This window comes from Ramlibacter sp. (assembly GCF_035548915.1).
In the GTDB taxonomy this organism is placed as follows: domain Bacteria; phylum Pseudomonadota; class Gammaproteobacteria; order Burkholderiales; family Burkholderiaceae_C; genus Ramlibacter.
The window spans coordinates 1-24,310 of the sequence record NZ_DASZSE010000008.1; the positions used below are offsets into that span (position 1 = coordinate 1).

27 protein-coding genes are annotated in these 24,310 nt (G+C 68.0%); 13 read left to right on the forward strand and 14 right to left on the reverse strand.

Going from position 1 to position 24,310, the window contains the following annotated elements; translation table 11 throughout:
• Positions 1-56 precede the first annotated feature (56 nt).
• Positions 57-1,322: a cardiolipin synthase ClsB gene (clsB, locus tag VHA82_RS01880; RefSeq protein ID WP_325539689.1), complete on the reverse strand. Its 1,266-nt coding sequence runs from the start codon at positions 1,320-1,322 to the stop codon at positions 57-59.
• Positions 1,319-2,086: an endonuclease/exonuclease/phosphatase family protein gene (locus tag VHA82_RS01885; protein WP_325539691.1), complete on the reverse strand. Its 768-nt coding sequence runs from the start codon at positions 2,084-2,086 to the stop codon at positions 1,319-1,321. Before VHA82_RS01885 ends, clsB begins: the two co-directional genes overlap by 4 nt.
• A 157-nt stretch (positions 2,087-2,243) precedes the next feature.
• Here VHA82_RS01885 and VHA82_RS01890 point away from each other — a divergent pair, with 157 nt between their 5' ends.
• Together VHA82_RS01890 and VHA82_RS01895 are read left to right on the forward strand one after the other, a co-directional pair.
• On the forward strand, positions 2,244-2,798 hold the full coding sequence (locus VHA82_RS01890) for an acyloxyacyl hydrolase (RefSeq protein ID WP_325539693.1): 555 nt from the start codon (positions 2,244-2,246) through the stop codon (positions 2,796-2,798).
• A 130-nt stretch (positions 2,799-2,928) separates the two neighbouring features.
• Positions 2,929-3,339 (forward strand): hypothetical protein, encoded by a 411-nt coding sequence (locus tag VHA82_RS01895; protein ID WP_325539695.1) that lies wholly within the window; start codon positions 2,929-2,931, stop codon positions 3,337-3,339.
• A 90-nt stretch (positions 3,340-3,429) separates the two neighbouring features.
• Here VHA82_RS01895 and VHA82_RS01900 read toward each other — a convergent pair whose 3' ends face one another.
• Positions 3,430-3,936, reverse strand: coding sequence for a Spy/CpxP family protein refolding chaperone (locus tag VHA82_RS01900; RefSeq protein WP_325539697.1), 507 nt, complete (start codon positions 3,934-3,936; stop codon positions 3,430-3,432).
• Between the two features lie 200 nt (positions 3,937-4,136).
• Between VHA82_RS01900 and VHA82_RS01905 the strand changes: the two genes are divergently transcribed.
• The gene (locus tag VHA82_RS01905) at positions 4,137-4,517 is read left to right on the forward strand and encodes a hypothetical protein (RefSeq protein WP_325539699.1); all 381 of its coding nucleotides are present in this window, start codon (positions 4,137-4,139) and stop codon (positions 4,515-4,517) included.
• Positions 4,518-4,570: 53 nt separating this feature from the next.
• Here VHA82_RS01905 and VHA82_RS01910 read toward each other — a convergent pair whose 3' ends face one another.
• Positions 4,571-5,434, reverse strand: a complete 864-nt coding sequence (locus tag VHA82_RS01910; protein ID WP_325539701.1) for a glycosyltransferase family 2 protein — start codon at positions 5,432-5,434, stop codon at positions 4,571-4,573.
• Positions 5,435-5,507: 73 nt separating this feature from the next.
• Positions 5,508-5,705, reverse strand: coding sequence for a heavy-metal-associated domain-containing protein (locus tag VHA82_RS01915; protein WP_325539703.1), 198 nt, complete (start codon positions 5,703-5,705; stop codon positions 5,508-5,510).
• Between the two features lie 95 nt (positions 5,706-5,800).
• Between VHA82_RS01915 and VHA82_RS01920 the strand changes: the two genes are divergently transcribed.
• Both VHA82_RS01920 and VHA82_RS01925 read left to right on the forward strand, forming a co-directional pair.
• Entirely contained in the window at positions 5,801-7,990 is a 2,190-nt protein-coding gene (locus tag VHA82_RS01920) for a heavy metal translocating P-type ATPase (RefSeq protein WP_325539705.1), read from the forward strand.
• Between the two features lie 57 nt (positions 7,991-8,047).
• Positions 8,048-8,650 (forward strand): hemerythrin domain-containing protein, encoded by a 603-nt coding sequence (locus tag VHA82_RS01925; protein ID WP_325539707.1) that lies wholly within the window; start codon positions 8,048-8,050, stop codon positions 8,648-8,650.
• Here VHA82_RS01925 and VHA82_RS01930 read toward each other — a convergent pair.
• Positions 8,632-9,738 carry an alkene reductase gene (locus VHA82_RS01930; RefSeq protein WP_325539709.1) on the reverse strand — a complete coding sequence of 369 codons (1,107 nt, stop codon included), beginning with the start codon at positions 9,736-9,738 and terminating at the stop codon, positions 8,632-8,634. The genes VHA82_RS01925 and VHA82_RS01930 overlap by 19 nt on opposite strands.
• A gap of 33 nt (positions 9,739-9,771) precedes the next feature.
• On the reverse strand, positions 9,772-10,383 hold the full coding sequence (gene gstA, locus VHA82_RS01935) for a glutathione transferase GstA (RefSeq protein WP_325539711.1): 612 nt from the start codon (positions 10,381-10,383) through the stop codon (positions 9,772-9,774).
• A gap of 112 nt (positions 10,384-10,495) precedes the next feature.
• Between gstA and VHA82_RS01940 the strand changes: the two genes are divergently transcribed.
• Positions 10,496-11,767 (forward strand): hypothetical protein, encoded by a 1,272-nt coding sequence (locus VHA82_RS01940; RefSeq protein ID WP_325539713.1) that lies wholly within the window; start codon positions 10,496-10,498, stop codon positions 11,765-11,767.
• A gap of 21 nt (positions 11,768-11,788) precedes the next feature.
• On the opposite strand, the gene VHA82_RS01945 is transcribed toward VHA82_RS01940, so the two are convergent.
• Together VHA82_RS01945 and VHA82_RS01950 are read right to left on the reverse strand one after the other, a co-directional pair.
• Positions 11,789-12,544 (reverse strand): class II aldolase/adducin family protein, encoded by a 756-nt coding sequence (locus VHA82_RS01945; protein ID WP_325539715.1) that lies wholly within the window; start codon positions 12,542-12,544, stop codon positions 11,789-11,791.
• Positions 12,545-12,638: 94 nt separating this feature from the next.
• Positions 12,639-12,890, reverse strand: coding sequence for a YkgJ family cysteine cluster protein (locus VHA82_RS01950; RefSeq protein ID WP_325539717.1), 252 nt, complete (start codon positions 12,888-12,890; stop codon positions 12,639-12,641).
• A 154-nt stretch (positions 12,891-13,044) separates the two neighbouring features.
• Here VHA82_RS01950 and mnmG point away from each other — a divergent pair, with 154 nt between their 5' ends.
• From mnmG to VHA82_RS01980, 6 genes are read left to right on the forward strand one after another with little or no spacing between them, the layout of a single operon-like run.
• Entirely contained in the window at positions 13,045-14,988 is a 1,944-nt protein-coding gene (gene mnmG, locus VHA82_RS01955; RefSeq protein WP_325539719.1) for a tRNA uridine-5-carboxymethylaminomethyl(34) synthesis enzyme MnmG, read from the forward strand.
• Positions 14,989-15,043: 55 nt separating this feature from the next.
• A complete protein-coding gene (gene rsmG / locus VHA82_RS01960) occupies positions 15,044-15,691 on the forward strand; it encodes a 16S rRNA (guanine(527)-N(7))-methyltransferase RsmG (RefSeq protein ID WP_325539721.1) in 648 nt (215 codons plus the stop codon).
• Between the two features lie 31 nt (positions 15,692-15,722).
• Positions 15,723-16,337, forward strand: a complete 615-nt coding sequence (locus tag VHA82_RS01965) for a LysE family transporter (protein WP_325539724.1) — start codon at positions 15,723-15,725, stop codon at positions 16,335-16,337.
• Positions 16,338-16,341: 4 nt separating this feature from the next.
• Entirely contained in the window at positions 16,342-17,112 is a 771-nt protein-coding gene (locus VHA82_RS01970) for an AAA family ATPase (RefSeq protein ID WP_325539726.1), read from the forward strand.
• Positions 17,113-17,152: 40 nt separating this feature from the next.
• On the forward strand, positions 17,153-17,692 hold the full coding sequence (locus VHA82_RS01975) for an RBBP9/YdeN family alpha/beta hydrolase (protein ID WP_325539728.1): 540 nt from the start codon (positions 17,153-17,155) through the stop codon (positions 17,690-17,692).
• A gap of 52 nt (positions 17,693-17,744) precedes the next feature.
• On the forward strand, positions 17,745-18,671 hold the full coding sequence (locus VHA82_RS01980) for a ParB/RepB/Spo0J family partition protein (protein ID WP_325539730.1): 927 nt from the start codon (positions 17,745-17,747) through the stop codon (positions 18,669-18,671).
• Between the two features lie 72 nt (positions 18,672-18,743).
• On the opposite strand, the gene VHA82_RS01985 is transcribed toward VHA82_RS01980, so the two are convergent.
• The 3 genes from VHA82_RS01985 to VHA82_RS01995 are packed head-to-tail and all read right to left on the reverse strand — an operon-like array spanning position 18,744 to position 21,172.
• On the reverse strand, positions 18,744-20,171 hold the full coding sequence (locus VHA82_RS01985) for an FAD-binding oxidoreductase (protein ID WP_325539732.1): 1,428 nt from the start codon (positions 20,169-20,171) through the stop codon (positions 18,744-18,746).
• Positions 20,172-20,217: 46 nt separating this feature from the next.
• Positions 20,218-20,577: an EF-hand domain-containing protein gene (locus VHA82_RS01990; RefSeq protein WP_325539734.1), complete on the reverse strand. Its 360-nt coding sequence runs from the start codon at positions 20,575-20,577 to the stop codon at positions 20,218-20,220.
• Positions 20,558-21,172 carry an EF-hand domain-containing protein gene (locus tag VHA82_RS01995; protein WP_325539735.1) on the reverse strand — a complete coding sequence of 205 codons (615 nt, stop codon included), beginning with the start codon at positions 21,170-21,172 and terminating at the stop codon, positions 20,558-20,560. The genes VHA82_RS01990 and VHA82_RS01995 overlap by 20 nt, the downstream gene beginning before the upstream one ends.
• Before the next feature lie 160 nt (positions 21,173-21,332).
• Between VHA82_RS01995 and VHA82_RS02000 the strand changes: the two genes are divergently transcribed.
• A complete protein-coding gene (locus VHA82_RS02000; protein WP_325539737.1) occupies positions 21,333-21,929 on the forward strand; it encodes a cob(I)yrinic acid a,c-diamide adenosyltransferase in 597 nt (198 codons plus the stop codon).
• On the opposite strand, the gene VHA82_RS02005 is transcribed toward VHA82_RS02000, so the two are convergent.
• On the reverse strand, positions 21,926-23,272 hold the full coding sequence (locus VHA82_RS02005; protein WP_325539739.1) for a solute carrier family 23 protein: 1,347 nt from the start codon (positions 23,270-23,272) through the stop codon (positions 21,926-21,928). The two genes, VHA82_RS02000 and VHA82_RS02005, sit on opposite strands and share 4 nt — an antisense overlap.
• Positions 23,273-23,392: 120 nt before the next feature.
• Positions 23,393-24,292 carry an alpha/beta fold hydrolase gene (locus VHA82_RS02010; RefSeq protein ID WP_325539741.1) on the reverse strand — a complete coding sequence of 300 codons (900 nt, stop codon included), beginning with the start codon at positions 24,290-24,292 and terminating at the stop codon, positions 23,393-23,395.
• Positions 24,293-24,310: the final 18 nt, after the last annotated feature.

The window sequence follows — 24,310 nt, forward strand, 5'->3', positions numbered from 1 at the left end:
GGGCCGCACCGCGCGCGGCCGCGCCAGCGCGCTGCGCGCGAGGCTGCGCGTGCCCGTCATCGCCGGCCCTTCGCATCCGCCAGCGCTGGGCGCAACGCCCCCGGCACCGCCGGCAGGAGGCGCGGCGCGTGCTCGGGCAGCCACGCGGCCCACGTGGGATAGCGGCGCGTGAAGTGATAGGCGAGGAAGCTGCGCACGAGTCCCCAGCCCTTCAGGTCGGTGAGTTCCTCGAGCCTGACTTCGCGGCAGCTCGTGCGCATGAGGCGGTCCATGCGCTCGTGCAGCGCCCGGTTGAATTCGCGATCGCGGATGACGACGTTGGCTTCGAGGTTCAGCGCGAGGCTCAGCGGGTCGAGGTTGCTCGATCCGACCGTGGCCCACTCTTCGTCGGCGAGCGCGACCTTGCCGTGCAGCGGCCGCTTGCAGTATTCGAAGATGCGCACGCCGGCGCGCAGCAGGTGCGGGTAGAGCATGCTGCCGGCCGTCTTCACGATCGCCATGTCGGGCTGGCCCTGCAGGATCAGGCACACGTCGACGCCGCGGCGCGCGGCGCGTCTGAGCTCGTGCAGCAGGCGGTTGCCCGGAAAGAAGTAGGCATTGGCGATCACGATGCGCTTGCGCGCCGAGCGGATCGCAAGCCGGTAGTGCTGCTCGATGTCGTCCGTGTGATTGCGGTTGTCGCGCACGACGAGCATCGCCGCCGCACCGCCCGCGTGCGGCAGGTTTTCGGGCGGAGAGCGCAGCTGCGAGCGCGAACGCCACCAGCTGCGCTGCCCGCGCTGGTGGCGCTGGCCTTCGGCGAGGGCGGAATGGCAGAAGCGCTGGATGTCCGCCACGAGCGGGCCGCGGATTTCCACCGCGTAGTCCTGCTTGGCGGCCGGGCCCCAATCCTGCAGATGGTCTTCCGAATAGTTGATGCCCCCGACGAACGCGGTCGTGCCGTCGATCACCACGATCTTGCGGTGCATGCGGCGCAGCACCTTCGGCCGCCAGCCGAAGGGACGCGGCCCCGGATCGAACACGTGCACGCGCACGCCGGCTTCGGCGAGCGTCGTGAGAAAGCGCTCGGACAGATCGGGCGAGCCCCAGCCGTCGATGGTGACGTCCACCTGCACACCCCGCCGCGCGGCGGCGACCAGCGCCTCGTGCAGCTGCACGCCCACCTTGTCCTCGAACAGGATGAATGTCTCGAGGATCACCTCGCGCGTCGCGTTCGCGATGCACGCGAAGACGCGCGGAAAGAATTCCTCGCCGTTTTCGAGGATGCGGATGTCGTTGCCCTCGATCCAGCGGCCGGCGGGCGGACGGGCCATGAAAGTCATAGGTGAATCTCCGCCGCGAGCGGCGCGTGGTCCGAGAGGTGCGACCAGGGCCTGCGCGGCAGCACCACGGGCAGGTGCACCGAGCATGCGCGCACGTAGATGCGGTCGAGCGAGAGGAGCGGAAAGCGCGCCGGGAAGGTCTTGGCCGATTCGCCGTACGCCGTCACGAACACTTCGCGCAGCTGCACTTCGCGCCAGAGGAAGTCGTGCGCGCGGCCTCGCCAGTCGTTGAAGTCGCCCGCGACCACGAGCGGCGCGTTGTCAGGCACTTCGCTGCGCACCATCGCACAGAGCAAGTCGAGCTGCTGCTGCCGGTGGCTTTCGGCGAGCCCCAGGTGCACGCAGATCGCATGCACGTCCATCGCGTGCCCCGGCAGCCGCAGCACGCAGTGCAGCAGGCCGCGTTTTTCCGGACCGGCGATCGAAACGTCGTGATTCTGGTAGCGAACGATCGGGAACTTCGACAGGATCGCGTTGCCGTGATGGCCCTTCGGATACACCATGTTGCGGCCGTAGGCGAACTGCGGCCAGATGCTGTCGGCCAGAAACTCGTACTGCGGCGCGTCGGGCCAGTCCTCGTACTTCTCGCCATGCGCCTCGTGCGTGCCGAGCACCTCCTGCAGGAACACGACGTCGGCGCCCACCTTGCGCACCGCATCGCGCAGCTCCGGCAGGATGAAGCGGCGGTTGAAGCTCGTGAAGCCCTTGTGGGTGTTCACCGTCATCACGGTCAAGGGCGGTGCGGGGGCGGACAGGTCGCTCATGGACACTTCTTGTACGGCCCAGTTCGCGCCCGGGGTGTAGGACGGGGGAAAGAGTTCGTGTCTTCGGCGGACGGCTCGCGCGAGACATGCCTCACGTTTTGCCGCACACTCCGGCCTGCGCGGCAGTGGTTGGCGCGCGAGGACAACGACAAATTCCATGAAAAAAAAGGCAATCCCGCTCGCGGCGGCAGCCGCACTGTGCATCGGGGCCGCGCTGCCCGCCCGTGCCGAGGGGCTGAAGCCCGCCGGCTGGTTCGCCGAACTGGGCGCCGGCCGCGAAGCGACCGAGAGCGTCACGCTCGGCCTCACCTGGCCCTGGCACTGGCGAGCGCAATTCGCCGGCGGCGAGTTCACGGGGCTCACCGAAGCCTACGTGAGCGGCTGGAGCGCGCATGACTTCGGCGGCGGCCGGCAGACGCTGGGTCAGGTGGGCGTCGTGCCGATCTTTCGCCTGCGCCCGGCCGAGGGCCGTTCGGACTGGTTCGGGGAAATCGGCATCGGCCTCAGCTGGACGAGCCGGATGTTTCGCACGCCGGATCGGCAGTTCGGCAGCACGTTCAATTTCCACGACACGATCGGCTTCGGCTACAGCTTCGGCGCGAACCGTTCGCAGGAAGTCGGCTTGCGCGTGGTGCATTTCTCCAACGCCGGGTTCAAACACCCGAATCCCGGCATCGAGTTCGTGCAGCTGCGCTACGCGTCGAGCTTCTGAGAGCGTCCGCCGCGCGTGTCCGGCGCGCGCGCTCGCGCGCGTCCGCCTACGCCCGCCGTCGGGCGCGTCCGATACGGCTGCGCAGGCGCGCTCCTAAGGTGGTCCGTGAAGAGACCCAAAGGAGCAACTCATGAAGAAGACCTCTCTCATCCCCATTCTGTGCGCGGCGGGCCTCATGGCCGCGGGCGCGGCGGTGCGGGCTCAGACGTTCGATTCGCCGCAGCAAGCCGGCGAGGCGAGCACGATGACCCACGGCGTGCCCAACGCGCTCACCACGAACTCGCCCTTTCCGGACGGGACGCCGGTGTACGCCACGGTCGTGCCGGCCTACTCGTACGGCTACGGCTACGTGGCGCCCGCTGTGGTGGCAGCAGCGCCCGTCTACGGGTACATCGACGCGGTGCCGCCGCATGCGTACGACTACGGACGCGCGAACCTCACGAGCGACGTTCCCACGCGCGCCGGCGAAGCGAGCACCTATACGGGCGGCGTCCCGAACATGCTGACTTCGAATGCCGCGCGCTACGGGGCGCCCTACTAGTCACAGGAATTCAGGAAGCCAAGCGGGGACGCTCAGGCGGTCCAGGCGGTGGCGGGACTCGTCGCGAGTCCCGCCAGCGCGCGGCGTGCGTTAGCCGCGGTGATGTCCGCCCCGATGGCCGTGGGGGGCCATCATGCGTAGCGATTCGCGGTCGAAAAGCTTTCGCTGATCCGGCGACAGCGCCGCATAGAGCTGCTTGGTCGCATCGGCGCGTGCGTCCATGCGCGCCTCGCGCTCGGCTCGCATCGAGCGCAGACGGTCGATGCGCTCGGGCGTGGTGAGGTGCGCGAACTCTTCGCGACTCGCACGCTGGGCGGGCCGCGCGGGCGGCTTCAGCGCCTGCGTCCACGCGCTCCACGCGCCCTCCTGGGCGGGCGTGATGCCCAGCTTCTGCTTGAGCGCGTCTTCACGCCTGGCAATGCGCTCGTCGAAACGCTTGCGCATCTGTTCGCGGTCCATGGGGCTGTGGCGCTCGCGCATCTCATGGATCGGAGCCGGGGCCGCGGCAGGCGGCGCGGGAGGCTGCTGGGCCACTGCCGCGGCGGCGAGGCCCGCCAGCAGCACCGCACCCAGGTATCGGGGGTCGATCGGTTTCATGAAGTCCTTCCTTTCAGGGACGACTGGCAGTGTGGCCGGGCCTTGTGTCGGATGCGTTCCCCAGAGGTTGAGCCAAGGTAAAGACGGCTGACGCTGCAGCCGGTCGGCGTGCTCCTACACCATGACTCGCCCGTCGGGCACAGCCGGCGCGACCGCCCGGCAGCACGATCGGGGCGAGCTGAATCTTTCGAAAGAGCGCCATGAAGTCTTCGTCCACGATCTCGTTTGCAGCCTGGGTGCTGGCCTCGGCCCTGGCCGCGCCGCTCTCGATGGCCCAGTCCGCGCCCACACCGTCCGTCATGACCGACGTGGCGCCCCTTCCCGCGCAGGAGCGCGACAGCCTGGGCGCCATCGTCCTCGAAGACTCGATGGTCCCGGCCCAGCGGGTCGCGTTCCTGCGATCCGGCGGCGCCGAGCGTTATGCGTGGCTCACGCGCGGCTCGACGAGCGAGACCGCGCGGCTGCAGCGTGAAGTGGAACTCGCCGAATCGCGCGCAGCGGCGGATTCGACGCGCGTGATGGGTGGCCCGCCGTCGCCGGCAACGCCGTGGCCGAAGAAAAACCGGCGGCAGGTGGATTGACGCTCACCTGTCGAGGCCCGCGCTGACCGCGACGTGGCCGAGGATCACCTCGCTCAATCGCGTCCCGCCGCGGCAGGCGCGTCCTGCAGCGTGATCGTGAGCGCGAACAGCACGTCCGCCTTCATGCGGTAGGGCGCGGGAATCCATCGATCGCCGCCCATCCGGAAGTTGAGCACGAGCGGCTCGGTCCTGTCGCTTGTTCCCCATTCGCGCACGGCCGTCTTCACGTGCTCCATCAGGTCGACGCGTTCCTTGAGCGTCGGGTGCTCGCCCCGGCGAAAGTGCATGAGCTGGTATTTCGCCTGGATGTACGCCTGGTTCGCGATGAATTGCAGGCCCTTTTCCTTCACCTCGGCGAATCCCATCCGCTCGTCGTCGCCGTGGTGGATGACGTCGATGAAGTCCGCCGGGTAAGCCTGCATCGAGAGTCCGAGCGCACTCAGGCGCCGATAGAGGTCGGTGTCTTCGCCGCCCCAGCCGCGAAACGCCTCGTCGTAGCCCTCGATGCGCACGAAGGCGTCCCGCGGGCAGATCGCCGTGCCGAACGTCTCGGGCTCGCGCACTCCGTTCACGGAACCGGCGCGATAAAACGCGCCGCGCCTGAGCGACTGCGCCATCCAGGCGCACCACCCCGGCTTCACGCGCACGTCCGCATCGATGAAGAGAAGCCAGTCGGCGCGGGCCTGCGCCGCCCCGATGTTGCGGGCTCGCGCATGGTGAAAGCCTGGGTCGTCGTCCACGCGCACCAGCTTCACGTCCGGATGGTTCGCGCGCACCCACTCGGCCGTGCCCTGCGGACAGCCGTAGTCCACCACGATCACTTCGTCCGGCCGCTCGCTCAGCATGGTCGGAAGCGTCTCGCGCAGGTGGTGCAGCCTGCCTTTGCAGGTGGTGATGAAGGCGATGCGGCCGGTCATGGCGTCGTGGTCGAGCTCACCGGTTCAGTATAGGGAAGTCGGTGGACGCGCCGGGTGCGCACGCACGAAGCGGTCACGCGGCGACGGTGTAGCCTTCCTCCTGGATCGCCCCGGCGATCGCCGCGCGATCGCGGTCGGACTCGACCTCGACCTTGCCGCTCGCGAGATCGACTTTCACTTCGGCCTGCGGATCGACGGTCCTCACCGCCTGCGTGACGGCGTTCACGCAGTGTCCGCAGCTCATGCCTTGCACCTGGAATGTCTGGTTCATGCCGCCATCATGAATCGAATCGGCATGCCCGTGTTCGGCGCGGTGTTGATCCGGCGCAAATCCACCGCTTCGGCCGCAGCGATCATCATGCAACCATGGACACTTCGGCCCCGGCATTGCGCACGCTCGACCTCGGCGTGGGTGGGATGACCTGCGCATCCTGCGTGACGCGGGTGGAGCGAGCGCTCAGGAAGGTGCCCGGCGTCGCCGACGCGACGGTGAATCTCGCCACCGAATCGGCGCATGTGACCTATGCGTCCGGCAGCGGGATGGAAGCGCAGCTGCGCCGCGCCGTGCGCAACGCCGGATACGAACCGCGCGCGGCCGAGGAAGCGTTCGCCGAAGAGGCATCGCCGTGGGCCGGCTTCGCGCCGGTGGCCGTGGGTCTCGTGCTCTGCGCGCCGCTGCTCCTGCCGATGCTGGAAAGCTTCTTCGGTGGGGACTGGATGCTGCCCGCGTGGGTGCAATTCCTGCTCGCGACGCCCGTGCAGTTCGTGCTGGGCGCGCGGTTCTATCGCGCGGGCTGGCATGCCCTGAGGGCGGGCACCGGCAACATGGACCTCCTCGTGGCGCTCGGCACAAGCGCGGGCTGGGGCCTTTCCATGTGGCTGTGGCTCGTGCAAGGCAGCGAGCACCTGTACTTCGAAGCGTCCGCGGTGGTGATCACGCTGGTGCTGCTGGGCAAATGGCTCGAAGCCCGCGCCAAGCGGCAGACCACCGCCGCGATTCGCGCCTTGCATGCGCTCAGGCCGGACACGGCGCACGTCCTGCTGCCCTCGGGCAAGGAAGCCGACGTGCCGCTCGCCGAACTGATGACAGGCGACCGTGTCGTGGTGCGCCCGGGCGAGCGCGTGCCCGCCGACGGCGTGATCGAAGAGGGCGCGACGCACGCCGACGAATCGATGCTCACCGGCGAGCCGCTGCCCGTGGCCAAGACGCTGGGCGCGCACGTGACCGGCGGCAGCATGAACGCGGAGGGCCGCTTCGTGATGCGCACGACGGCCGTCGGCCGGGAGACCGTGCTCGCGCGCATCATCCGCCTCGTGCAGGACGCGCAGGCGGCCAAGGCGCCGATTCAGCGCCTCGTCGATCGGGTGTCGGCGGTCTTCGTGCCGGTGGTGCTCGCGATCGGGGCCCTCACGCTGGTGGGGTGGTGGCTCGCCGGTGCAAGCGCGCAGACGGCATGGATTCACGCGGTGGCGGTGCTCGTGATCGCCTGCCCATGCGCTCTGGGGCTCGCGACACCGGCTGCGATCATGGCGGGCACCGGCGTGGCGGCCCGGTTCGGCATCCTCATCAAGGATGCGCAAGCGCTCGAAATCGCGCACCGCGTCGACACGGTCGTTTTCGACAAGACCGGAACGCTCACGCTGGGGCGGCCGCGCCTTGTCGCCTTCGTCCCCGCGGCAGGTGAAGACGAGGCGGCGCAGCTCGCGCTCGCGGCGGCCGTGCAGGGTGGGAGCGACCATCCCCTGGCGCGCGCGGTCGTGCAGGCGGCAAGCGAACGCGGAGTCGAGGTGCACCCGCCCACGCAGGTCCGCGCGGTTGCGGGCCTCGGCACCGAAGCCGATGTCGATGGGCATCATCTGCTCGTAGGTAGCGTGCGATGGTTGAACGAACTGGGCATCGCGTGGGGCGCGCGGGACGCGCAGGTGCGGCAGTGGCAGGAAGACGGCGCGACCGTGTCCGCGCTTGCCGAACGTACGACGGATGGGTTGGCTTTGCGCGCGGTGATGGCCTTCTCGGACGAGGCCAAGCCCGGTGCGCGCGACGCAATCGAAGCCTTGCGCGCGCGCGGCTTGCGCCTTGCGATGCTCTCGGGCGACCATCGCGGCGCGGCGCTCGCGATGGCGCGAAGCGTCGGCCTGCGCGACGACGAAGTGATCGCGCAAGTGCTACCCGCCGACAAGGCGGCCGAGGTCGCGCGGATGAAGCAAGGCGCGCGGGTGGTCGCGATGGTGGGCGACGGAATCAACGATGCGCCTGCGCTCGCGGCGGCCGACGTCGGCATCGCGATGGGAACCGGCACGGATGTCGCGATGCATGCGGCGGGCATCACGCTCATGCGCGGCGACCTCGCGCTCGTCGCGGGCGCGCTCGACATCTCGCGCCGCACGGTCGCCAAGATCCGGCAGAACCTCTTCTGGGCGTTTCTCTACAACGTGGCGGGCATTCCGCTCGCGGCGTTCGGCTTCCTGAACCCGGTGTTTGCCGGTGCGGCGATGGCGCTGTCCAGTGTGAGCGTGATGACGAACGCTCTTCTTCTGAAGCGCTGGCACGTTTGACCTGCGTCAACGCTCGCGGCTGCGCCGGGTGACATGCTGCATGGCAGGAGACTTCCCATGCCCAAAGCCGCCCTTCAGATCATCCGTGATGAGCACGCCGCCGTCGCCGCGGTGCTGCGTTCGATGCTGGCGATGGTTGCAGCGGGGGAGGGCGACGAGCCCGAGCGCTTCTTCGACGTGCTGCGTGCGATGCTCTTCTACATCGACGAATTCCCCGAGCGCAGGCATCATCCCAAGGAGTCGGACCTGCTCTTTCCGAAGGTCGCGCGCGTGGCGCCCGAGCTGATGCCCGTGATCCGCCGGCTCGAGACCGACCACGTGAAAGGCGAGGGCAAGGTCCGCGAGCTGCAGCACCTGCTGCTCGCCTGGGAACTGCTGGGCGATGCCCGACGCGAAGACTTCGTGCGCGCCGCCGAGGAATACGTGCGGTTCTACCTCGACCACATGCATGCGGAAGAACAGCACATCATGCCCGCGGCGGTGAAGCTGCTTTCCGATGACGATTGGGCGCAGCTCGATGCGGCCTTCGAGCAGGAACGCGATCCGCTCGCGGGTGGCGAGCGCGATCCCGGCTACGACCGGCTATTCACCCGCATCGTGCTGAAGGCGCCCGCGCCGATCGGCGTGGGCGACGAGCTCCATCACGCAAGCGCCGGATAGTCCGTGTAGCCCTCGGCGCCGCCGCCGTAGAAGGTCGCGCGGTCGGGCGGATTGAGCTCGGTGCCCAGGCGCAGCCGCCGAACCAGGTCGGGGTTGGCGATGAAGGCCCGTCCGAAAGCGACCAGGTCCGCGCGCTCTTCGCTTACCGCGCTTTCCGCCAGGCCCTTGTCGTAGCCGTTGTTGACCATCCATGCGCCTTTGCCGCCGGCGCTCCGGTATGCATGCCTGAGGGCTTCGTAGTCGAACGGCCGGTCGGGGATGTCTCGCACGCCACCCGTTGCGCCTTCGATGATGTGCACATAGGCGAGGCCCAGCGGCGCGAGCTGGCGCACGACGTATTCGAACAGAGGCTGCGGCTCGGGATCGTGGATGTCGTTGGCCGGCGTCACCGGCGATAGGCGGATGCCCACGCGGCCGCCGCCCACCTCACCCGCGACCATGCGCATCACTTCCAGCATGAGCCGGGCGCGGTTTTCGATCGAGCCCCCGTAGTCGTCCTGGCGCTGGTTGGCGCCGCGCTTCAGGAACTGGTCGAGCAGGTAGCCGTTGGCCCCGTGCACTTCCACGCCGTCGAAGCCGGCGGACGCGATCGCATGCCGCGCGGCGTGGCGGTAGTCCTGCACGATGCCGGGAATTTCCTGTGCATCGAGCGCGCGTGGCATGGAAGTGGGCGCGAAGGTGCCCGCGCCGTTGTTGATGAGGTAGGTCTTCGTCCTGGCCGCGATCGCGGAGGGCGCGACTGGCGCGCGGCCCTCGGGCTGCAGGTCCACGTGCGACACGCGTCCCACGTGCCACAGCTGCGCCACCATGCGGCCCCCGCGGTCGTGCACGGCCCGGGTCACCCGCTTCCAGCCGTCGAGCTGCTCCGTGCTGTAGAGACCGGGCACGTCGGCGTAGCCCTGGCCTTGATGACTGATGGCGGTGGCTTCGGAGACGATGAGGCCGGCCGAAGCGCGTTGCGCGTAGTACTGCGCCATGAGCGCGTTCGGCACCGCGCCGGGTGCGCGATTGCGCGTGAGCGGCGCCATGACGATGCGATTGGCAAGCTGGAGCTCGCCGGCGCGGAGGGGGTCGAACAATGAGTGCATTCCTGGGGCCGCATTCGCGAGTGGATGTTCTTCCTATGTGGCCTGCAGGCCCTCGACTTTCAAGGCCTCCTGCACGGCCGCGCGTGCGCCCACGCGCTCGTGGTGCGCGCGAAGCGCCCGGTATTCGCTGAGGTCCACATCGAGCGGGCCAGCCCAGCGGGTCACCGCGAAGAGATACGCATCGGCCGCGCCGAAGCCGTTGCCCAGGAGATGATTGCGCTCGGCGAGTTGCGCGTCGAGCCACGCGAGGCGCTTCGCGAGCCGGTCGCGGAAGATCGTCTTGGCCTCCTGCGGCATCTGGGCATTGAAGAGCGGCGTGAGATTGCGATGCAGTTCCATGCCGATGAAAGTGAGCCACTCCTGCAGGCGGTAGCGCGTCAGCGTGCCTGCGGCGGGCGCGAGATTCTTGAGCGGCACCTGATCCGCGATGTATTGCAGGATCGCGGGCACTTCGCGCAGCCGCGTGCCGTCGTCCAGCTCCAGCAGGGGCACGTAGCCGAGCGGATTGACCTCGAAGTAGTCGCTGCCGTCGGGCAGCTTGTGCGTCTTCGTCGGCGCGGCCACCGGCTCGAACGCGAGACCTGCTTCGCGCAGGACGATGTGCGGCGCGAGCGAGCACGCGCCGGGCGAATAGTAGAGTTTCATGAGGAGTTCCTTTTCCTGTCGCGAAACGGGATGTCCCGTCTCGCACGATTCGTGGTTGAAGCCGATGCTAGCGCAATGTCCTTGCCGCAGCAGGGAGCGCACAATTGCCGCCATGATTCGTGCGTTGAAGTGGATCGGTCTGGCTTTCGCCTTGTGCGTGCTGTCGTTCGCGGCGGTGCTCTTCGCGCTGCATCGCTGGCTCGCAACCGACGATTTCAGGCAGCGGATGCAGCGCGAGGCTTCGCAAGTGCTCGGTGTTCCATTGCAAGCGGGCGCGTTGTCGATCGACGTGTGGCCGCTACCCGCGGTCGCGATCGACCGGCTCGAAATTGGCAGCCAGCCGCCGCTCACGCTCGCGCGCGTGGAACTGCGGCCCGAATGGCGGCCGCTTCTCGCCGGTCGGCTCGCGATCGCGACGCTCGTGGTGCGCGATGCGGTCTTGCCCGAGCAGGGCATCGCGGCGCTCGTGGCGGCCGCGCGGAAGGATGCCGCGCCACGCGCGGCGACGAGCGCTGAGGGCGCCGAGGGGGATGTTCTCGCGTGGCTGCCGCGCCGCATGCTCTTCGATCACGTCGCCTGGATCGACTCGCAGGGCGCGCGGATGCTCGTCGATGCGGAAGCCCGGCTCGACGACGCCGGGCTGCTCGAGAGCGCTTCGTTCAAGGTGCTCGAAGGGCGCTTCGCCGGCGCGAAGGGGCAAGTCGAGCGCGCGGCCGCCGCATGGCCCGTCCGGCTCGACGTGGGAGGCGGAAAGGTTTCGGGCACGCTGCAATTGAAGCCGGGGACGAAGAACGCGCGGCTCTTGCAAGGCGAGTTCGATACGGCCGGTGTGGAAGTGTCCGCGCTCACGGCGCCCAGCCGGACGCTCACCGGTAAGCTGGATGCGCACACCTCGCTGCACGCGGAGTTCCATGAGCCGGGACAGCTCGCCGATGCGATGCAGACGCAGACCCGCTTCACGATCCGCGACGCGGTGGTGCGGGGGCTCGATCTGGCCGAAGCCGTGAAGACGGTCGGCATGAGCCGCGGCGGCGCGACGAAGCTCGATACGCTCGCGGGGCAGGTCACGACGCAGGGCCGCGTCGTGCATCTCACGAATCTGGTCGCGAGCTCGGGCGCGCTCGCCGCAACCGGCAACGTGACGATGACGCCGGACAAGCGGCTGAACGGTCGAGTCGACGTGGCGCTCGCCGCGAGCCGAGGCACGGTCGGCGTGCCGCTTTCGGTGGGCGGCACGCTCGATGCGCCGAACGTCACGTTGAGCCGGGGCGCGCTCGTCGGCGCGGCCGTGGGGACATTGCTCGCGCCGGGCGTGGGCACCGGCGCGGGAGCCAGCGTGGGCGGCAAGATCGGGGACAGGTTGAAGGGCCTCTTCGGGCGCTGAGCCCGCGACCCCTTGTCGCGATCAGTTCCTGTAGGACGGATCGAGCCGGTCGAGCTTGCGCAGCAGCGCGGGCCACGCGATGTTCGCGCCCATGCCCGCGGTGACTTGCTGGAACACCTTCGCGAGGCCGTCGAGAATCTTCGGATCGATCCGCACCAGGTCGCCCCCCGACTGCGCATCGATCTGGATGCGGCAGGCGTTTTCGAACGTATACATGTGCAGGAATGCTTCGGGCACCGTCTTGCCCACCACGAGCAGTCCGTGGTTGCGCAGCATGAGGTAGGACTTGTCGCCCAGGTCGCGCTTCAGCCGCGGCCGCTCCTCGTCGCGCAGGGCCACGCCTTCGTAGTCGTGGTAGCCGAGCGAGGCCAGCACGAAGGTGCTTTGCTGGCTGATCGGCAGCAGCCCGCACTTCTGCGCGCTCACCGCGACGCCCGCGCGGCTATGCGTGTGCAGCACGCAGCCCGCGTCCTCGCGCGCTTCGTGAATGCAGCTGTGGATCACGAAGCCCGCCGGGTTCACGGGGAAGGGCGACGCGAGCAGCTTGTTGCATTCCTGGTCCACCTTCACGAGAGACGACGCCGTGATCTCGTCGAACATCATTCCGTAGGGGTTGATGAGGAAGTGATGCTCCGGGCCGGGAATGCGCGCGCTGATGTGCGTGAACACGAGGTCGCTCCAGCCGTAGAGCGCGACAAGACGGTAGGCGGCGGCGAGGTCCACGCGCAGCTGCCACTCCTGTTCGCTCACCAATTGCCTGAGGGAAGGGATTTCCATGGTTCGTCTCCTGCGAAGTCCGCGATGATGCGCTGTAGTTTGGCTTCGCGCTGTCGCGCATTCAACAGGGGCTGCCCAGGGCAACGCGCGTCATTCAGGAAGTCATCGCTTCGAGCCGGCGCAGGTAACGCAGCGCGTGCGTGCGCGAGTCGCCGCACATCTGCGCCGACGGCCGCAGGCTCGCGCACACTTTGGGCCGCTCGGGGCTTGCGAACAGCCGGCACCGGTCGGCCTCGTCCAGCTGCACGCAACGCACGCCCGCGGGCTTGCCGGCGGGCATGCCGGGGATGGCGGAGGAGATCGAGGGCGCGATGCAGCAGGCGCCGCAACCCGGCCTGCAGTTCATGGGTCGTTTGCTATGGAAAAGGTAGCGTAAGCGGCGCTGGCCGCCCGCCGATTGGAACATGCCCCGGGGAAGCCGGTGCACGAATCCATTCCACCACTTAAAATTGCCCGTTTCCAGCGGCAGACCGCCGCGCCGCGCCGAAGGCGCTCCATTCATGCTCTATCCGGAAGAATTCGACGTCATCGTGGTCGGCGGCGGCCATGCGGGCACCGAGGCCGCGCTGGCCTCCGCCCGCATGGGTTGCCGCACGCTGCTCATCACGCACAACATCGAAACGCTCGGCCAGATGAGCTGCAATCCGTCGATCGGTGGCATCGGCAAGGGCCATCTGGTGAAGGAAGTCGATGCGCTGGGCGGGGCCATGGCGCTCGCGACCGACGAGGCGGGCATTCAGTTTCGCATCCTCAATTCGAGCAAGGGCCCCGCCGTTCGCGCGACTCGGGCACAGGCCGACCGTGTTCTCTACAAGGCGGCGATCCGCCGGCGCCTGGAGAACCAGCCGAACCTCACGCTCTTCCAGCAGGCCATCGACGACCTCATGCTGGAGGGCGACCGCGTGGTCGGCGCGGTGACGCAGATCGGCATCCGCCTGCGCGCGCGTGCGGTGGTCCTGACCGCGGGGACGTTTCTCGACGGGAAGATCCATGTCGGCCTCGAACACTATGCCGCCGGCCGGGCGGGCGATCCGCCGGCCGCCACTTTGTCCGCGCGCCTGAAGGAGCTGAAGCTGCCGCAGGGCCGGCTGAAGACCGGCACGCCGCCTCGGATCGATGGGCGAACGATCGATTTTTCGAAGTGCGAGGAACAAGCCGGCGACCTCGACCCGGTTCCGGTCTTCAGCTTCATGGGCCATGCCCGGATGCATCCGCGTCAGGTGCCTTGCTGGATCACCCACACCAACGAGCGGACGCACGAGATCGTCCGGTCCGGCTTCGACCGCAGCCCCATGTTCACTGGGCGGATCGAGGGGGTCGGTCCGCGCTACTGCCCGAGCGTCGAGGACAAGATCAACCGCTTCGCGGACAAGGACAGCCACCAGGTGTTCCTCGAGCCCGAGGGGCTTGCCACGCACGAGATCTACCCGAACGGCATCTCGACCAGCCTGCCGTTCGACATCCAGTACGCCCTCGTACGCACCCTGCCTGGACTGGAGAAAGCGCACATCCTGCGTCCGGGCTATGCGATCGAGTACGACTACTTCGATCCGCGATCGCTGAAATCGAGCTTCGAGAGCAGGGCGATCGCGGGCCTCTTCCTGGCGGGCCAGATCAACGGCACGACCGGGTATGAGGAAGCCGCGGCTCAGGGCTTGTTCGCCGGAATCAATGCCGCGCTGCTGTGCCGCGGTGAGGCGGCGTGGCTGCCGCGCCGCGATCAGGCGTACCTGGGCGTTCTGGTCGACGACCTCATCACCAAGGGCGTGACCGAGCCGTATCGCATGTTCACGAGCCGGGCCGAGTTCCGGCTGCAGCTGCGGGAAGACAACGCAGACATGCGGTTGACGGAAGCCGGGCGACGCCTGGGGCTGGTGGATGACGCGCAGTGGGATTCGTTCAACCGGAAGCGGGACGCTGTTTCACGTGAAACAGAACGGCTCAAGTCCACCTGGGTGAACCCGCGTAGCCTCGAGGCGGCGGAGTCGCAACGCGTGCTCGGCAAGCCGATCGAGCACGAATACAGCCTGGGCGAACTGCTGCGGCGACCGGGAGTCGGCTACGAGGCATTGATGAGCCTCGATGGCGGCAAGTACGCCAGTCCGTCGATCTCCGCGGAGACGCTCGATGAGCTGCATGCGCCGGTCGTGGAGCAGATCGAAATCGCGGCCAAGTATTCGGGCTACATCGAGCGGCAGAAGGACGAGGTGGAGCGAGCCGTCCACTACGAAAGCCTTCGCCTGCCGCCCGAGCTGGACTATATGCAGGTCGCGGCCCTCAGCATCGAAGTGCGGCAGAAGCTGAGCAAGCATCGGCCCGAAACCCTGGGCCTCGCGTCGCGAATTTCCGGGGTCACGCCCGCGGCGATCTCTCTCTTGCTGGTTCATCTGAAGAAGCACCGATTCAGCGGATTCGCTGCGCAGTCGGACAAGAGGGCGGCATGATGCGAGGCGGCTGGGCGCCAGGCAGCGGACAGGGCACGATCATTCGAGCCTTCGCGTGAGCCTTGCAGCCAACTTGCGGCGAGGTGCCGAAGCGCTGGGCTTGCCGTTGGCTGACGCCCAGGTCGATGCGCTGCTGACCTACCTCGATCTCATCCTCAAGTGGAACCGGGTCTATAACCTGACCTCGCTCCGCGATCCGCAGCAGATACTCACGCATCACCTGCTCGACAGTTTGGCCAGCGTGCCGCCATTGATGCGGCACGTCGACGGCCGAGGTGTGCGATTGCTTGACGTCGGCTCCGGCGCCGGCCTTCCAGGCGTCGTCATCGCCATCTGCCGACCCGAGCTCCCGGTGGATTGCCTCGATGCGGTCGCGAAGAAGGCGGCGTTCATTCAGCAGGTCGCTTCCGAACTGAAGATGACCCATTTGCGCGGCTTGCACCAGCGAGTCGAGCAGATCACGGACCGCTACGACGTCGTGTGCTCCCGTGCATTCGCCTCACTGGCTGACTTCACTAGATGGTCCGGTGGTGCCTTGAAGGAGGGCGGCGTGTGGCTGGCGATGAAGGGCAAGCGCCCCGAAGACGAGATCGCCGCGCTTCCTCCGGAGGTCGAAGTGTTTCACGTGGAACAGCTCCAGGTGCCGGGGCTCGATGCCGAACGATGCATCGTCTGGATGCGGCGGGCCGCCGCCATCGCCTAACGTACACTCCAGCTTCACCCCGGAGGAATCCATGTTCGGCGTAGCAGACTACGGCGCCTTCGTCGCAGCGATCCTGATTTTTCTGGCGATTCCCGGCCCGGGCAATCTGGCGCTGATCACATCCACCAGCAAGGGCGGGGTGAGCGGTGGCCTGGGTGCGACGCTGGGCGTGATTGCCGGCGACCAGGTGCTCATGTGGGCCGCCGTCGCGGGTGTCGCGGGCCTCCTGATCGCCTATCCCGCCGCCTTTCACATCGTGCAGTGGCTCGGCGCGGCCTATCTGGCGTGGCTGGGGTTTCGCATGCTTCTTGCCAAACCCGGCGCGAAGCCCGTGCTGAACATCGAGCCGCGACACTACTTCCGCCAGGCCGGACTCATCACTCTGCTGAACCCGAAGGCCATCGTCTTCTACATGGCATTCTTCCCGCTCTTCATCGATCCGGCCCAGCACCCGAGCGCGGTCACCTTTGCCGTGATGGCCGCGACCATCGCGACGCTCACCTTCCTGTACGGCCTCGCGGTCGTGCTGCTCACGCACTTTCTTGCCGAGCGCATGCGCGCCAACCCGGTGATCGGACGCGTGCTCCACAAGCTGGCCGGCACGGTCCTGATCGGCTTCGGCCTGAAGCTCGCGGCGACGAAGTAAATCAGTGGCTCGAATCTTCTGCATCGCCAACCAGAAAGGCGGCGTCGGCAAGACCACGACGACCGTCAACCTCGCCGCCGGCCTGGCCAAGGTGGGCCAGCGCGTGCTGATGGTGGACCTCGATCCCCAAGGCAACGCCACGATGGGGTCGGGCATCGACAAGCGCAAGCTCGAGCTCTCGGTGTACGACGTACTGCTCGAGTCGGCGGCGGTCGCGGAAGCACGTATCCGATCGGACAAGTGCGGCTACGACGTGCTCGGTGCCAACCGGGAGCTCGCGGGCGCCGAAGTCGAACTGGTCGACGTCGAACGTCGCGAGCGGCGGCTGAAGCAGGCCCTGGCTCCCGTCGGGAAGGACTACGACTTCATCCTCGTGGATTGCCCGCCGTCGCTTTCGCTGCTCACGCTCAACGGCTTGTGTGCCGCGCACGGCGTGATCGTCCCGATGCAGTGCGAGTACTTCGCGCTCGAAGGCCTGTCGGATCTCGTGAACACCATCAAGCAGGTGCATGCGAACCTGAACAAGGACCTGCAGATCATCGGGCTCCTGCGCGTGATGTTCGATCCCCGCATCACGCTGCAGCAGCAGGTGAGCGATCAGCTCAAGGCGCATTTCGCCGAGAAGGTGTTCGACACCGTGATCCCGCGCAACGTGCGCCTCGCCGAGGCACCCAGCTACGGCCTGCCCGGCGTGGTGTTCGATCCGGCGGCGCGCGGCAGCATTGCGTTCGTGGACTTCGCCAACGAGATGGTCGAACGGATCAAGAAGCTGTGACCCGCGCCCACACTCATTCTTTTGCTCTGGATTCGGTAGCATGAAGCCTTCGAACGTGCTCCTGCTGCCCGGCTGGCAGGACAGCGGCCCGCAGCACTGGCAGTCGCTCTGGGGCGAGCGCTACGGCTACCTGCGCGTGACGCAGCATGAGTGGATGCGCCCCTTGCGAGGCGACTGGATCGCGCGCCTGGAGGAAGTGCTGCTGACGCGCGACGAACCGGCGGTGCTCGTCGCCCACAGCCTGGGCTGCATGCTCGCTGTCGCATGGGCGGCCCATTCGCGCAACACGCATCGCGTGAAGGCCGCGCTGCTGGTCGCCCCGGGCGACACCGAGCGGCCCGACCTGCGCGAGCTGCTCGCAAGCTGGTCGCCGATCCCGCTGCAGGCACTGCCCTTTCCGAGCGTGATGGTGGCCAGCCGCGACGACCCCTATTGCGAGTTCGAGCGCGCGCGATTGTTCGCGTATGCCTGGGGTTCGCAGCTGATCGACTACGGGCCGTGCGGGCACATCAACGCGGATTCGGGCCTCGCGAGCTGGCCGGAAGGCCACGTCCTGCTGCAGGACCTCATGAAAGACTGATCGAGCCCGCGCGCTGCGCGCGAAGGGGCAACTGAACGACACAAGGCGACGGATGGTCACAAGAAAACCGAAGGGACTCGGCCGCGGCCTCGAGGCGCTGCTCGGCCCCAACGTGGAAGAGCGCGGCAACGACGCGGGCGCCGGCGCGCATGCGGGCTTGCCGGCCTCGCTCATGCTCGCAGACATCGTGCCCGGCCAGTACCAGCCGCGGACCCGAATGGACGAAGGGGCGCTCTACGAGCTTGCCGAGTCGATCAAGGCGCAGGGGATCATGCAGCCGATCCTCGTTCGCCAACTCGGTGAGGGGACGAACGCCGGCAAGTACGAAATCATCGCCGGGGAACGCCGGTATCGCGCCGCGAAGCTCGCGGGTCTCGACAGCGTGCCGGTGCTGGTGCGCGACGTGCCGGACGAAGCCGCGGCGGCCATGTCGCTCATCGAGAACATTCAGCGCGAGGACCTGAATCCGCTGGAAGAAGCGCACGGCCTTCAGCGCCTCGTCAAGGAATTCGGCTTGACGCACGAGCAAGCCGCGCAGGCGGTGGGACGCTCGCGCAGCGCGGCGAGCAACCTGCTGCGGCTTCTGAACCTCGCGGATGCCGTGCAAGGGATGCTGATGGCCGGCGACATCGACATGGGCCACGCGCGCGCGCTGCTCGCGCTGGAACGCGCGGCGCAGGTGACGGCCGCGCAGCAGATCTCGCAGAAGAAGCTCTCCGTGCGCGAGGCCGAGAATCTCGTGAAGCGCCTGGGCGCGGAATTCACGCTCGTCGCGCCGAAGCCGAAGGCCGAGAAATCGCGCGACGTGCGGCGGCTCGAAGAGGAGCTCTCCGACTTGCTGACCGCGGCCGTGGAAGTGCGCGTGAAGAAGCGCGCGAAGCGCCATGGCCGTGTCGACGAGATCGGCGAAGTCGCGATCCAGTTCGGTTCGCTGGATGAATTGAACGGGCTGATCGATCGACTGCGCGGGGCGGGCTGATCCGGCGGAGCGGCCGAAGGCGCAGCGAGGGGCGCAGCGAGGGGCGCGTCGCTCACCCCAAGCGCCAATTCCTCAGACCGTGAAGATCTTCCCCGGATTCATGATGTTCTTCGGATCGAGCGCGCGCTTGATCGTGCGCATCATCTCGACCGCGCCATCACCCGCTTCGTCGAGCAGGAAGCCCATCTTGTGCAGGCCCACGCCGTGCTCGCCGGTGCACGTGCCGCCCAGGCGCAAGGCCCGCGCGACCAGTTGATGATTGAGCCGCTCCGCGACTTCGCGCTCCTTCGGATCGTTGGGGTCGAGCAGGTAGCCGAAGTGGAAGTTGCCGTCGCCGACGTGGCCCACCAGGAAGTAGGGCAGCCCGCTCGCATCGGCTTCCCGCACCGAGTCGAGCAGGCAATCCGCAAGCCGCGAGATCGGCACGCAGGTGTCGGTGGAGATGGCACGGCACCCGGGCCTCGACTGGATCGCCGCGAAGTAGGCGTTGTGCCGCGCGGTCCACAGGCGCGTGCGCTCTTCGGGCGTGGTCGCCCACTCGAAGGCCTGGCCGCCATGCTCGGCCGCGATCTCCTGCACGGTGCGCGCCTGCTCCTTCACGCCCTCCGGCGAGCCGTGAAACTCCATCAGCAGCATCGGCTCCTCGCGAAGCCCGAGCTTGCTGTGCGCGTTGACCATGCGCACGGTGTTCGCATCGATCAGCTCCACGCGCGCGATGGGCACGCCGAGCTGGATGATCTCGATCACGCTGCGCACCGCCGCTTCGATGCTCGGGAAGGAGCAGATCGCCGCCGAGATCGCTTCGGGGATCGGATAGATGCGCAGCGTCACTTCGGTGATCACGCCGAGCGTGCCTTCGCTGCCGACGATGAGCCGGGTGAGGTCGTAGCCGGCGGATGATTTCTTCGCGCGCGTGCCGGTGCGGATCACCTCGCCGCTCGCGGTGACGAGCTCGAGCGCGAGCACGTTCTCGCGCATCGTTCCGTAGCGCACCGCGTTCGTGCCGGAAGCGCGCGTGGCCGCCATCCCGCCGAGCGACGCATCGGCGCCCGGATCGATCGGGAAGAAAAGGCCCGTGTCCTTGATGAACTCGTTCAACTGCTTGCGCGTGACGCCCGGCTGCACGGTGACAGTCAGGTCCTCGGCGTTCACGGACAGCACGCGGTTCATGCGGTTCACATCGATGCTGATGCCGCCTTCGACGGCCAGAAGGTGGCCTTCCAGAGAAGAGCCGACCGCGAACGGAATCACCGGCACGTCGTATTCGCCGGCGAGCTTCACCGCATCGGCGACGTCCTGCGTGGACTCGGCGAACACCACGGCCGCGGGCGGCGGGATCGTGACGAAAGCGGATTCGTCGCGCCCGTGCTGCTCGCGCACCGCGAGCGCGGTGGAGCAGTTGCTGCCGAAGCGCGACTTCAACGCCGCGATGAGCGCTGCCGGCACGTCGCGCTGGCGCACCTCGGGCACGAGATGGGTGGGACGGTCGGGCGCGTTCATGCTTTGTCTCCTCGCAGACGCACCAGTGTAAGACCGCGCGGGCGGCTCAGCGAGCGAGGATGCTTTCGTATTCAACCCGCGACAGCACGCCGTCGTGGTTGGCGTCCAGCTCCTCGAACGTGCGCGGCAGGATGATGAGCTGCTGTGCCTCGGCGCGAGAGAGCTCGCCGTTGCGGTTGGCGTCGGCGAGGTCGAACGATTGCCGCAGCTGCGCGACGTTCCATCGCACGCTGGCCGGCAGCGGCACATCTACGCCGATGGAAGGGGAGGGGAGCACGGTCACCCCAGGTGCGGCGGCGCGCGAGGCGGGCTGTTGCTGAGTGGCCTGTTGGGGGACGGGTGCCGAGTTCGCGAGGAGCGGCAGCGCCAGCGCCAGTAACAGCCAGCTACCGAACCGCGGCTTCATATTCCGACCTCGTGAGGATGTCGTCGTGGTTCGCATCCATTTCCTCGAACGTGAGCGGCAGCAGGGACAGCCGGGCCGCTTCGCCACGCGTGAGCTCGCCGTCGTGATCGGTGTCCGCGTTCAGGAAGGACCGCGCGATGTCCACGTCGTTGATCGGGCCCGCCGGCATCGGCCGCACCGCACCGCGCGAGCCGTAAGCGCCCGCGCCCGTCACGGCCACGCTCGAGGAGGGCGGCGTTTCGATGACGGTGGCGCCGGCCGTCCCGGCGACCGCGGGCGCCGTTGCGGTGCCGTTCATGCCCGTGCTCTCCCCCACGGCGGCGCCGCCGGCCGTCGACGTGCCCGGCACGGAAGGCGGCGTGACACTCGGCGGGAACGGCGACGCGAGCCCGTTGGCGCTCGGCGCCCCGGGCAGGACAGGACGCGAGATCGGCGCGACGGACTGTGCCGTGCGAGGCGGAGGCGCGGCGCGCACGCCTGCACGCTGTTGCGCATGAGCGGCAGGGGTGGCGAGCAGCGAAAGGAAAGCGGCACACAGCCAAAGCGGCGTGCGCTGCAAGGTCGACGACAAACTCGAAGACAGGCGGCGTTTCATGGACAATCTCCTGGACGTGCGCGCGGCCGTGCGCCGATGAGCCAGTCCGTTTCCATACTCTCCCGGCTCGCCCGAACGGCAGAGCCGAATGGCACGGCAAAGCCTGTAGGAGCGAGGCGGCACAATGCGAAGAGCCGTCCCACACCACCAGGAGCCTTCAATGGGAAAGCGTCTCACGCAGATCGCCACGCGCACGGGCGACAACGGCACCACCGGCCTTGGCGACAACACGCGGGTGTCCAAGGACAACCTGCGCGTGCATGCGATGGGCGATGTCGATGAACTCAACTCCCACATCGGCTTGCTGCTGTGCGAGGAGATGCCAGGCGACGTGCGCGACGAGCTGGTGGAGATCCAGCACCAGCTCTTCAACCTCGGCGGCGAACTCTCGATTCCCGGCTTCGAGCTGCTGAAGGCGAAGGCCGTCGCCTCCCTCGACGAGGCGCTCGCCCGCTACAACGCGCAATTGCCCCGGCTGCAGGAATTCATCCTGCCCGCGGGCAACCGGGCCGCCTCGCAGGCGCACGTTTGCCGCACCGTGGCGCGCCGCGCGGAACGCGCGGTCGTCGCGCTCGGCGGTTCCGAGACGCTGCGCGAAACGCCGCGCCAGTATCTCAATCGCCTGTCCGACCTGCTGTTCGTGCTCGCGCGCGTGCTCAATCGCATGCACGGCGGCGACGACGTGTACTGGAAGAGCGAGCGGCTCGCCCGCGAGGCGAGCGCGGCGAGCGCGGCCGAAGGCGATGAAGCCGCCTAGCGTATCCAGGGACGTGTGGCCTGCGAGTCCGGATCGTCGGCCACGAGCACCTTGCGCGAGCCGCGGCGCTCATGATTGAGCAGAGCGTACAGGATGATCGCGCCAAAGGTCGCCGTGCCGATCCCGCCGAGCGCGAAGCCGCCGAACTTCAGCGTGAAGTCCCCCGTGCCGAGCACGAGCGTGATCGCCGCGACGATGAGATTGCGGTTCTGCGAAAAATCGACGGCGTTGTCCACCCAGATCTTCGCGCCCGCGGTCGCGATGAGACCGAACACCACGATGCTCACGCCGCCCATCACCGGCAGGGGGATCGCCTGGATCACCGCGCCGAATTTCGGCGAGAAGCCGAGGACGATCGCAAAGAGCGCCGCGAACACGAAAGCCGCGGTGGAATAGATCTTCGTCGCGGCCATGACGCCGATATTCTCCGCGTAGGTCGTGACGCCCGTGCCGCCCGCCGCGCCGCTCACCATCGTCGCGACGCCGTCGCCGATGAACGCGCGGCCCATGTACTTGTCGAGGTTTCGGCCCGTCATCGCCGTCACGGCCTTGATGTGGCCGAGGTTTTCGGCGACGAGGATCACCGCCACCGGCGCGATGAGCAGCATCGCCGCACCGCTGAATTCCGGTGACGTGAAGGCCGGGGCGCCGATCCATGCGGCGTTTGCGATGCCCGAGAAATCGATCGGCTTGCCCCAGCCGAGTCCGTTCGTGAGGATGCCGTAGATGACGCTCGCGAGCAGCAGCCCGACGAGGATCAGAAGCCGCTGCACCATGCCGGTCGTCATCACGGCGACGAGCCCGACGCAGACGAAGGTCACGGCCTGCATCCACGAATCGAAGTTGCTCGCGGCCATGTTCTTCACCGGAATACTCGCGAGGTTGAGGCCGATCACGGCCACCACCGCACCGGTCACGACGGGGGGCATCAGCCGTTCGATCCAGCTCGTGCCGATCGCGTGTACCACCGCACCGATGATGGCGTACACGAGCCCGCACACGATGATCCCCCCGAGCGCCACCGCGATGTTCGCGTTCGGGCCCTTGCCGGCATAGGCGGTGGCCGCGATCACGACGCCGATGAAGGAAAAGCTCGAGCCGAGGTAGCTCGGCACCTTGCCGCTCGTGACGAGAAAGAAGATGAGCGTGCCGATGCCGCTCATCAGAATGGCGATGTTGGGATCGAACCCCATGAGGATGGGCGCGAGCACCGTGGCGCCGAACATCGCGATCACGTGCTGCACCCCCATCGCAGCCGTCTGCGGCCAGGGAAGCCTCTCGTGGGGGGCGATCACGCCGCCTTGCCGCAGGACTTCGGGGGACTTCAGTGTCCAGTCGAACATCGCGCTTCTCCTTCTCGGGCTCGCGCGATGCTATGAGGATTGCCCCGGAGGCGCAACCCGTGGGCGCACCGGTGGGCGCATCCGCGGCGCGGTGCCGCGGGCGGCTCGCCCTCCGCGGCTTCACCGGCTGAAGAGCGCGACGCGCGCCAATACGCGGGCGTCCTTCAGGATTCTGCGGTGCCCGAGCCCTTCGGTCGCAAGCAGTTGGGCGCCGCGGATCGTGTGCGCGTAGGCCTGGCCGTCGGCGAACCGGTTCACGTTGTCGCCGCGGTCGTGCACGACGAGCGTGGGCACGCGCACGCGCGGACCGACCGATGCGGGCTCGAGTTGATGCAGCAGGATCGCCTCGCGCGTTTCGATGCGCTCCTGCATCGCGGCACGCGTCGATTCGGTGAGGCCGAACACGTGTGCGAAATAGCGCGTGAAGGCGCGCGGCGATGCCGGGGGCGCGAGCAGCACGAGGCGCTCGACGCCCAGGCCGCGCGCGGCCGCGAAAGCCGCGGCATTGGCGGCGAGCGAATGGGCCGCGAGCGTGTGCACGCGGCTGCCTTCCTGGGCGAGGCGGCCGCAGGCGTATTCGATCGCGCGCACGAACTGAGGCAGGTTGCTCACGAGGCCGCGGCTTGCGCCGTGCGCCGGCATCTCGAGCAGCACCGGCCTGAACCCGTGCTGCGCGAGCGCGTCCGCAAGCGGCAGCATGTGCGCGGCATTGCCGCCCCAGCCGTGCACGAGGAGCGCGACCGGCCCCTCAGGATGCGAGGCGGCGTGGTACACCGTGATGCTCGCGTCTTCGAAGACCCAGCGATGCCAACGCCAGCCCGCCTGCCAGGCGCCACCCCGGCCGGACCACTTGAGTGGCAGGGGCGTGCCGAACACGCGATACGCGGCGCGAACGGCGAGTGCGGGCCACACGCGTTGCGCGGCGCGCATGGCGAGGCGCACGAGGCGAATGCCCGGACTCGCGCCGTAGAACGACGAGGCCGCGTCGAGCGGACCGCTGCGGGAGAGTTGCGCTTCCATCAGAAAAGCGCCATGTCC

What these genes read in the sequence shown, in the direction of transcription:
- clsB (WP_325539689.1), bottom strand. Translation starts at nt 1,322, where the DNA reads ATGACTTTCATGGCCCGTCCGCCCGCCGGCCGCTGGATCGAGGGCAAC.
- VHA82_RS01885 (WP_325539691.1), bottom strand. Translation starts at nt 2,086, where the DNA reads ATGAGCGACCTGTCCGCCCCCGCACCGCCCTTGACCGTGATGACGGTG.
- VHA82_RS01890 (WP_325539693.1), top strand. Translation starts at nt 2,244, where the DNA reads ATGAAAAAAAAGGCAATCCCGCTCGCGGCGGCAGCCGCACTGTGCATC.
- VHA82_RS01895 (WP_325539695.1), top strand. Translation starts at nt 2,929, where the DNA reads ATGAAGAAGACCTCTCTCATCCCCATTCTGTGCGCGGCGGGCCTCATG.
- VHA82_RS01900 (WP_325539697.1), bottom strand. Translation starts at nt 3,936, where the DNA reads ATGAAACCGATCGACCCCCGATACCTGGGTGCGGTGCTGCTGGCGGGC.
- VHA82_RS01905 (WP_325539699.1), top strand. Translation starts at nt 4,137, where the DNA reads ATGAAGTCTTCGTCCACGATCTCGTTTGCAGCCTGGGTGCTGGCCTCG.
- VHA82_RS01910 (WP_325539701.1), bottom strand. Translation starts at nt 5,434, where the DNA reads ATGACCGGCCGCATCGCCTTCATCACCACCTGCAAAGGCAGGCTGCAC.
- VHA82_RS01915 (WP_325539703.1), bottom strand. Translation starts at nt 5,705, where the DNA reads ATGAACCAGACATTCCAGGTGCAAGGCATGAGCTGCGGACACTGCGTG.
- VHA82_RS01920 (WP_325539705.1), top strand. Translation starts at nt 5,801, where the DNA reads ATGGACACTTCGGCCCCGGCATTGCGCACGCTCGACCTCGGCGTGGGT.
- VHA82_RS01925 (WP_325539707.1), top strand. Translation starts at nt 8,048, where the DNA reads ATGCCCAAAGCCGCCCTTCAGATCATCCGTGATGAGCACGCCGCCGTC.
- VHA82_RS01930 (WP_325539709.1), bottom strand. Translation starts at nt 9,738, where the DNA reads ATGCACTCATTGTTCGACCCCCTCCGCGCCGGCGAGCTCCAGCTTGCC.
- gstA (WP_325539711.1), bottom strand. Translation starts at nt 10,383, where the DNA reads ATGAAACTCTACTATTCGCCCGGCGCGTGCTCGCTCGCGCCGCACATC.
- VHA82_RS01940 (WP_325539713.1), top strand. Translation starts at nt 10,496, where the DNA reads ATGATTCGTGCGTTGAAGTGGATCGGTCTGGCTTTCGCCTTGTGCGTG.
- VHA82_RS01945 (WP_325539715.1), bottom strand. Translation starts at nt 12,544, where the DNA reads ATGGAAATCCCTTCCCTCAGGCAATTGGTGAGCGAACAGGAGTGGCAG.
- VHA82_RS01950 (WP_325539717.1), bottom strand. Translation starts at nt 12,890, where the DNA reads ATGAACTGCAGGCCGGGTTGCGGCGCCTGCTGCATCGCGCCCTCGATC.
- mnmG (WP_325539719.1), top strand. Translation starts at nt 13,045, where the DNA reads ATGCTCTATCCGGAAGAATTCGACGTCATCGTGGTCGGCGGCGGCCAT.
- VHA82_RS01965 (WP_325539724.1), top strand. Translation starts at nt 15,723, where the DNA reads ATGTTCGGCGTAGCAGACTACGGCGCCTTCGTCGCAGCGATCCTGATT.
- VHA82_RS01975 (WP_325539728.1), top strand. Translation starts at nt 17,153, where the DNA reads ATGAAGCCTTCGAACGTGCTCCTGCTGCCCGGCTGGCAGGACAGCGGC.
- VHA82_RS01980 (WP_325539730.1), top strand. Translation starts at nt 17,745, where the DNA reads ATGGTCACAAGAAAACCGAAGGGACTCGGCCGCGGCCTCGAGGCGCTG.
- VHA82_RS01985 (WP_325539732.1), bottom strand. Translation starts at nt 20,171, where the DNA reads ATGAACGCGCCCGACCGTCCCACCCATCTCGTGCCCGAGGTGCGCCAG.
- VHA82_RS01990 (WP_325539734.1), bottom strand. Translation starts at nt 20,577, where the DNA reads ATGAAGCCGCGGTTCGGTAGCTGGCTGTTACTGGCGCTGGCGCTGCCG.
- VHA82_RS01995 (WP_325539735.1), bottom strand. Translation starts at nt 21,172, where the DNA reads ATGAAACGCCGCCTGTCTTCGAGTTTGTCGTCGACCTTGCAGCGCACG.
- VHA82_RS02000 (WP_325539737.1), top strand. Translation starts at nt 21,333, where the DNA reads ATGGGAAAGCGTCTCACGCAGATCGCCACGCGCACGGGCGACAACGGC.
- VHA82_RS02005 (WP_325539739.1), bottom strand. Translation starts at nt 23,272, where the DNA reads ATGTTCGACTGGACACTGAAGTCCCCCGAAGTCCTGCGGCAAGGCGGC.
- VHA82_RS02010 (WP_325539741.1), bottom strand. Translation starts at nt 24,292, where the DNA reads ATGGAAGCGCAACTCTCCCGCAGCGGTCCGCTCGACGCGGCCTCGTCG.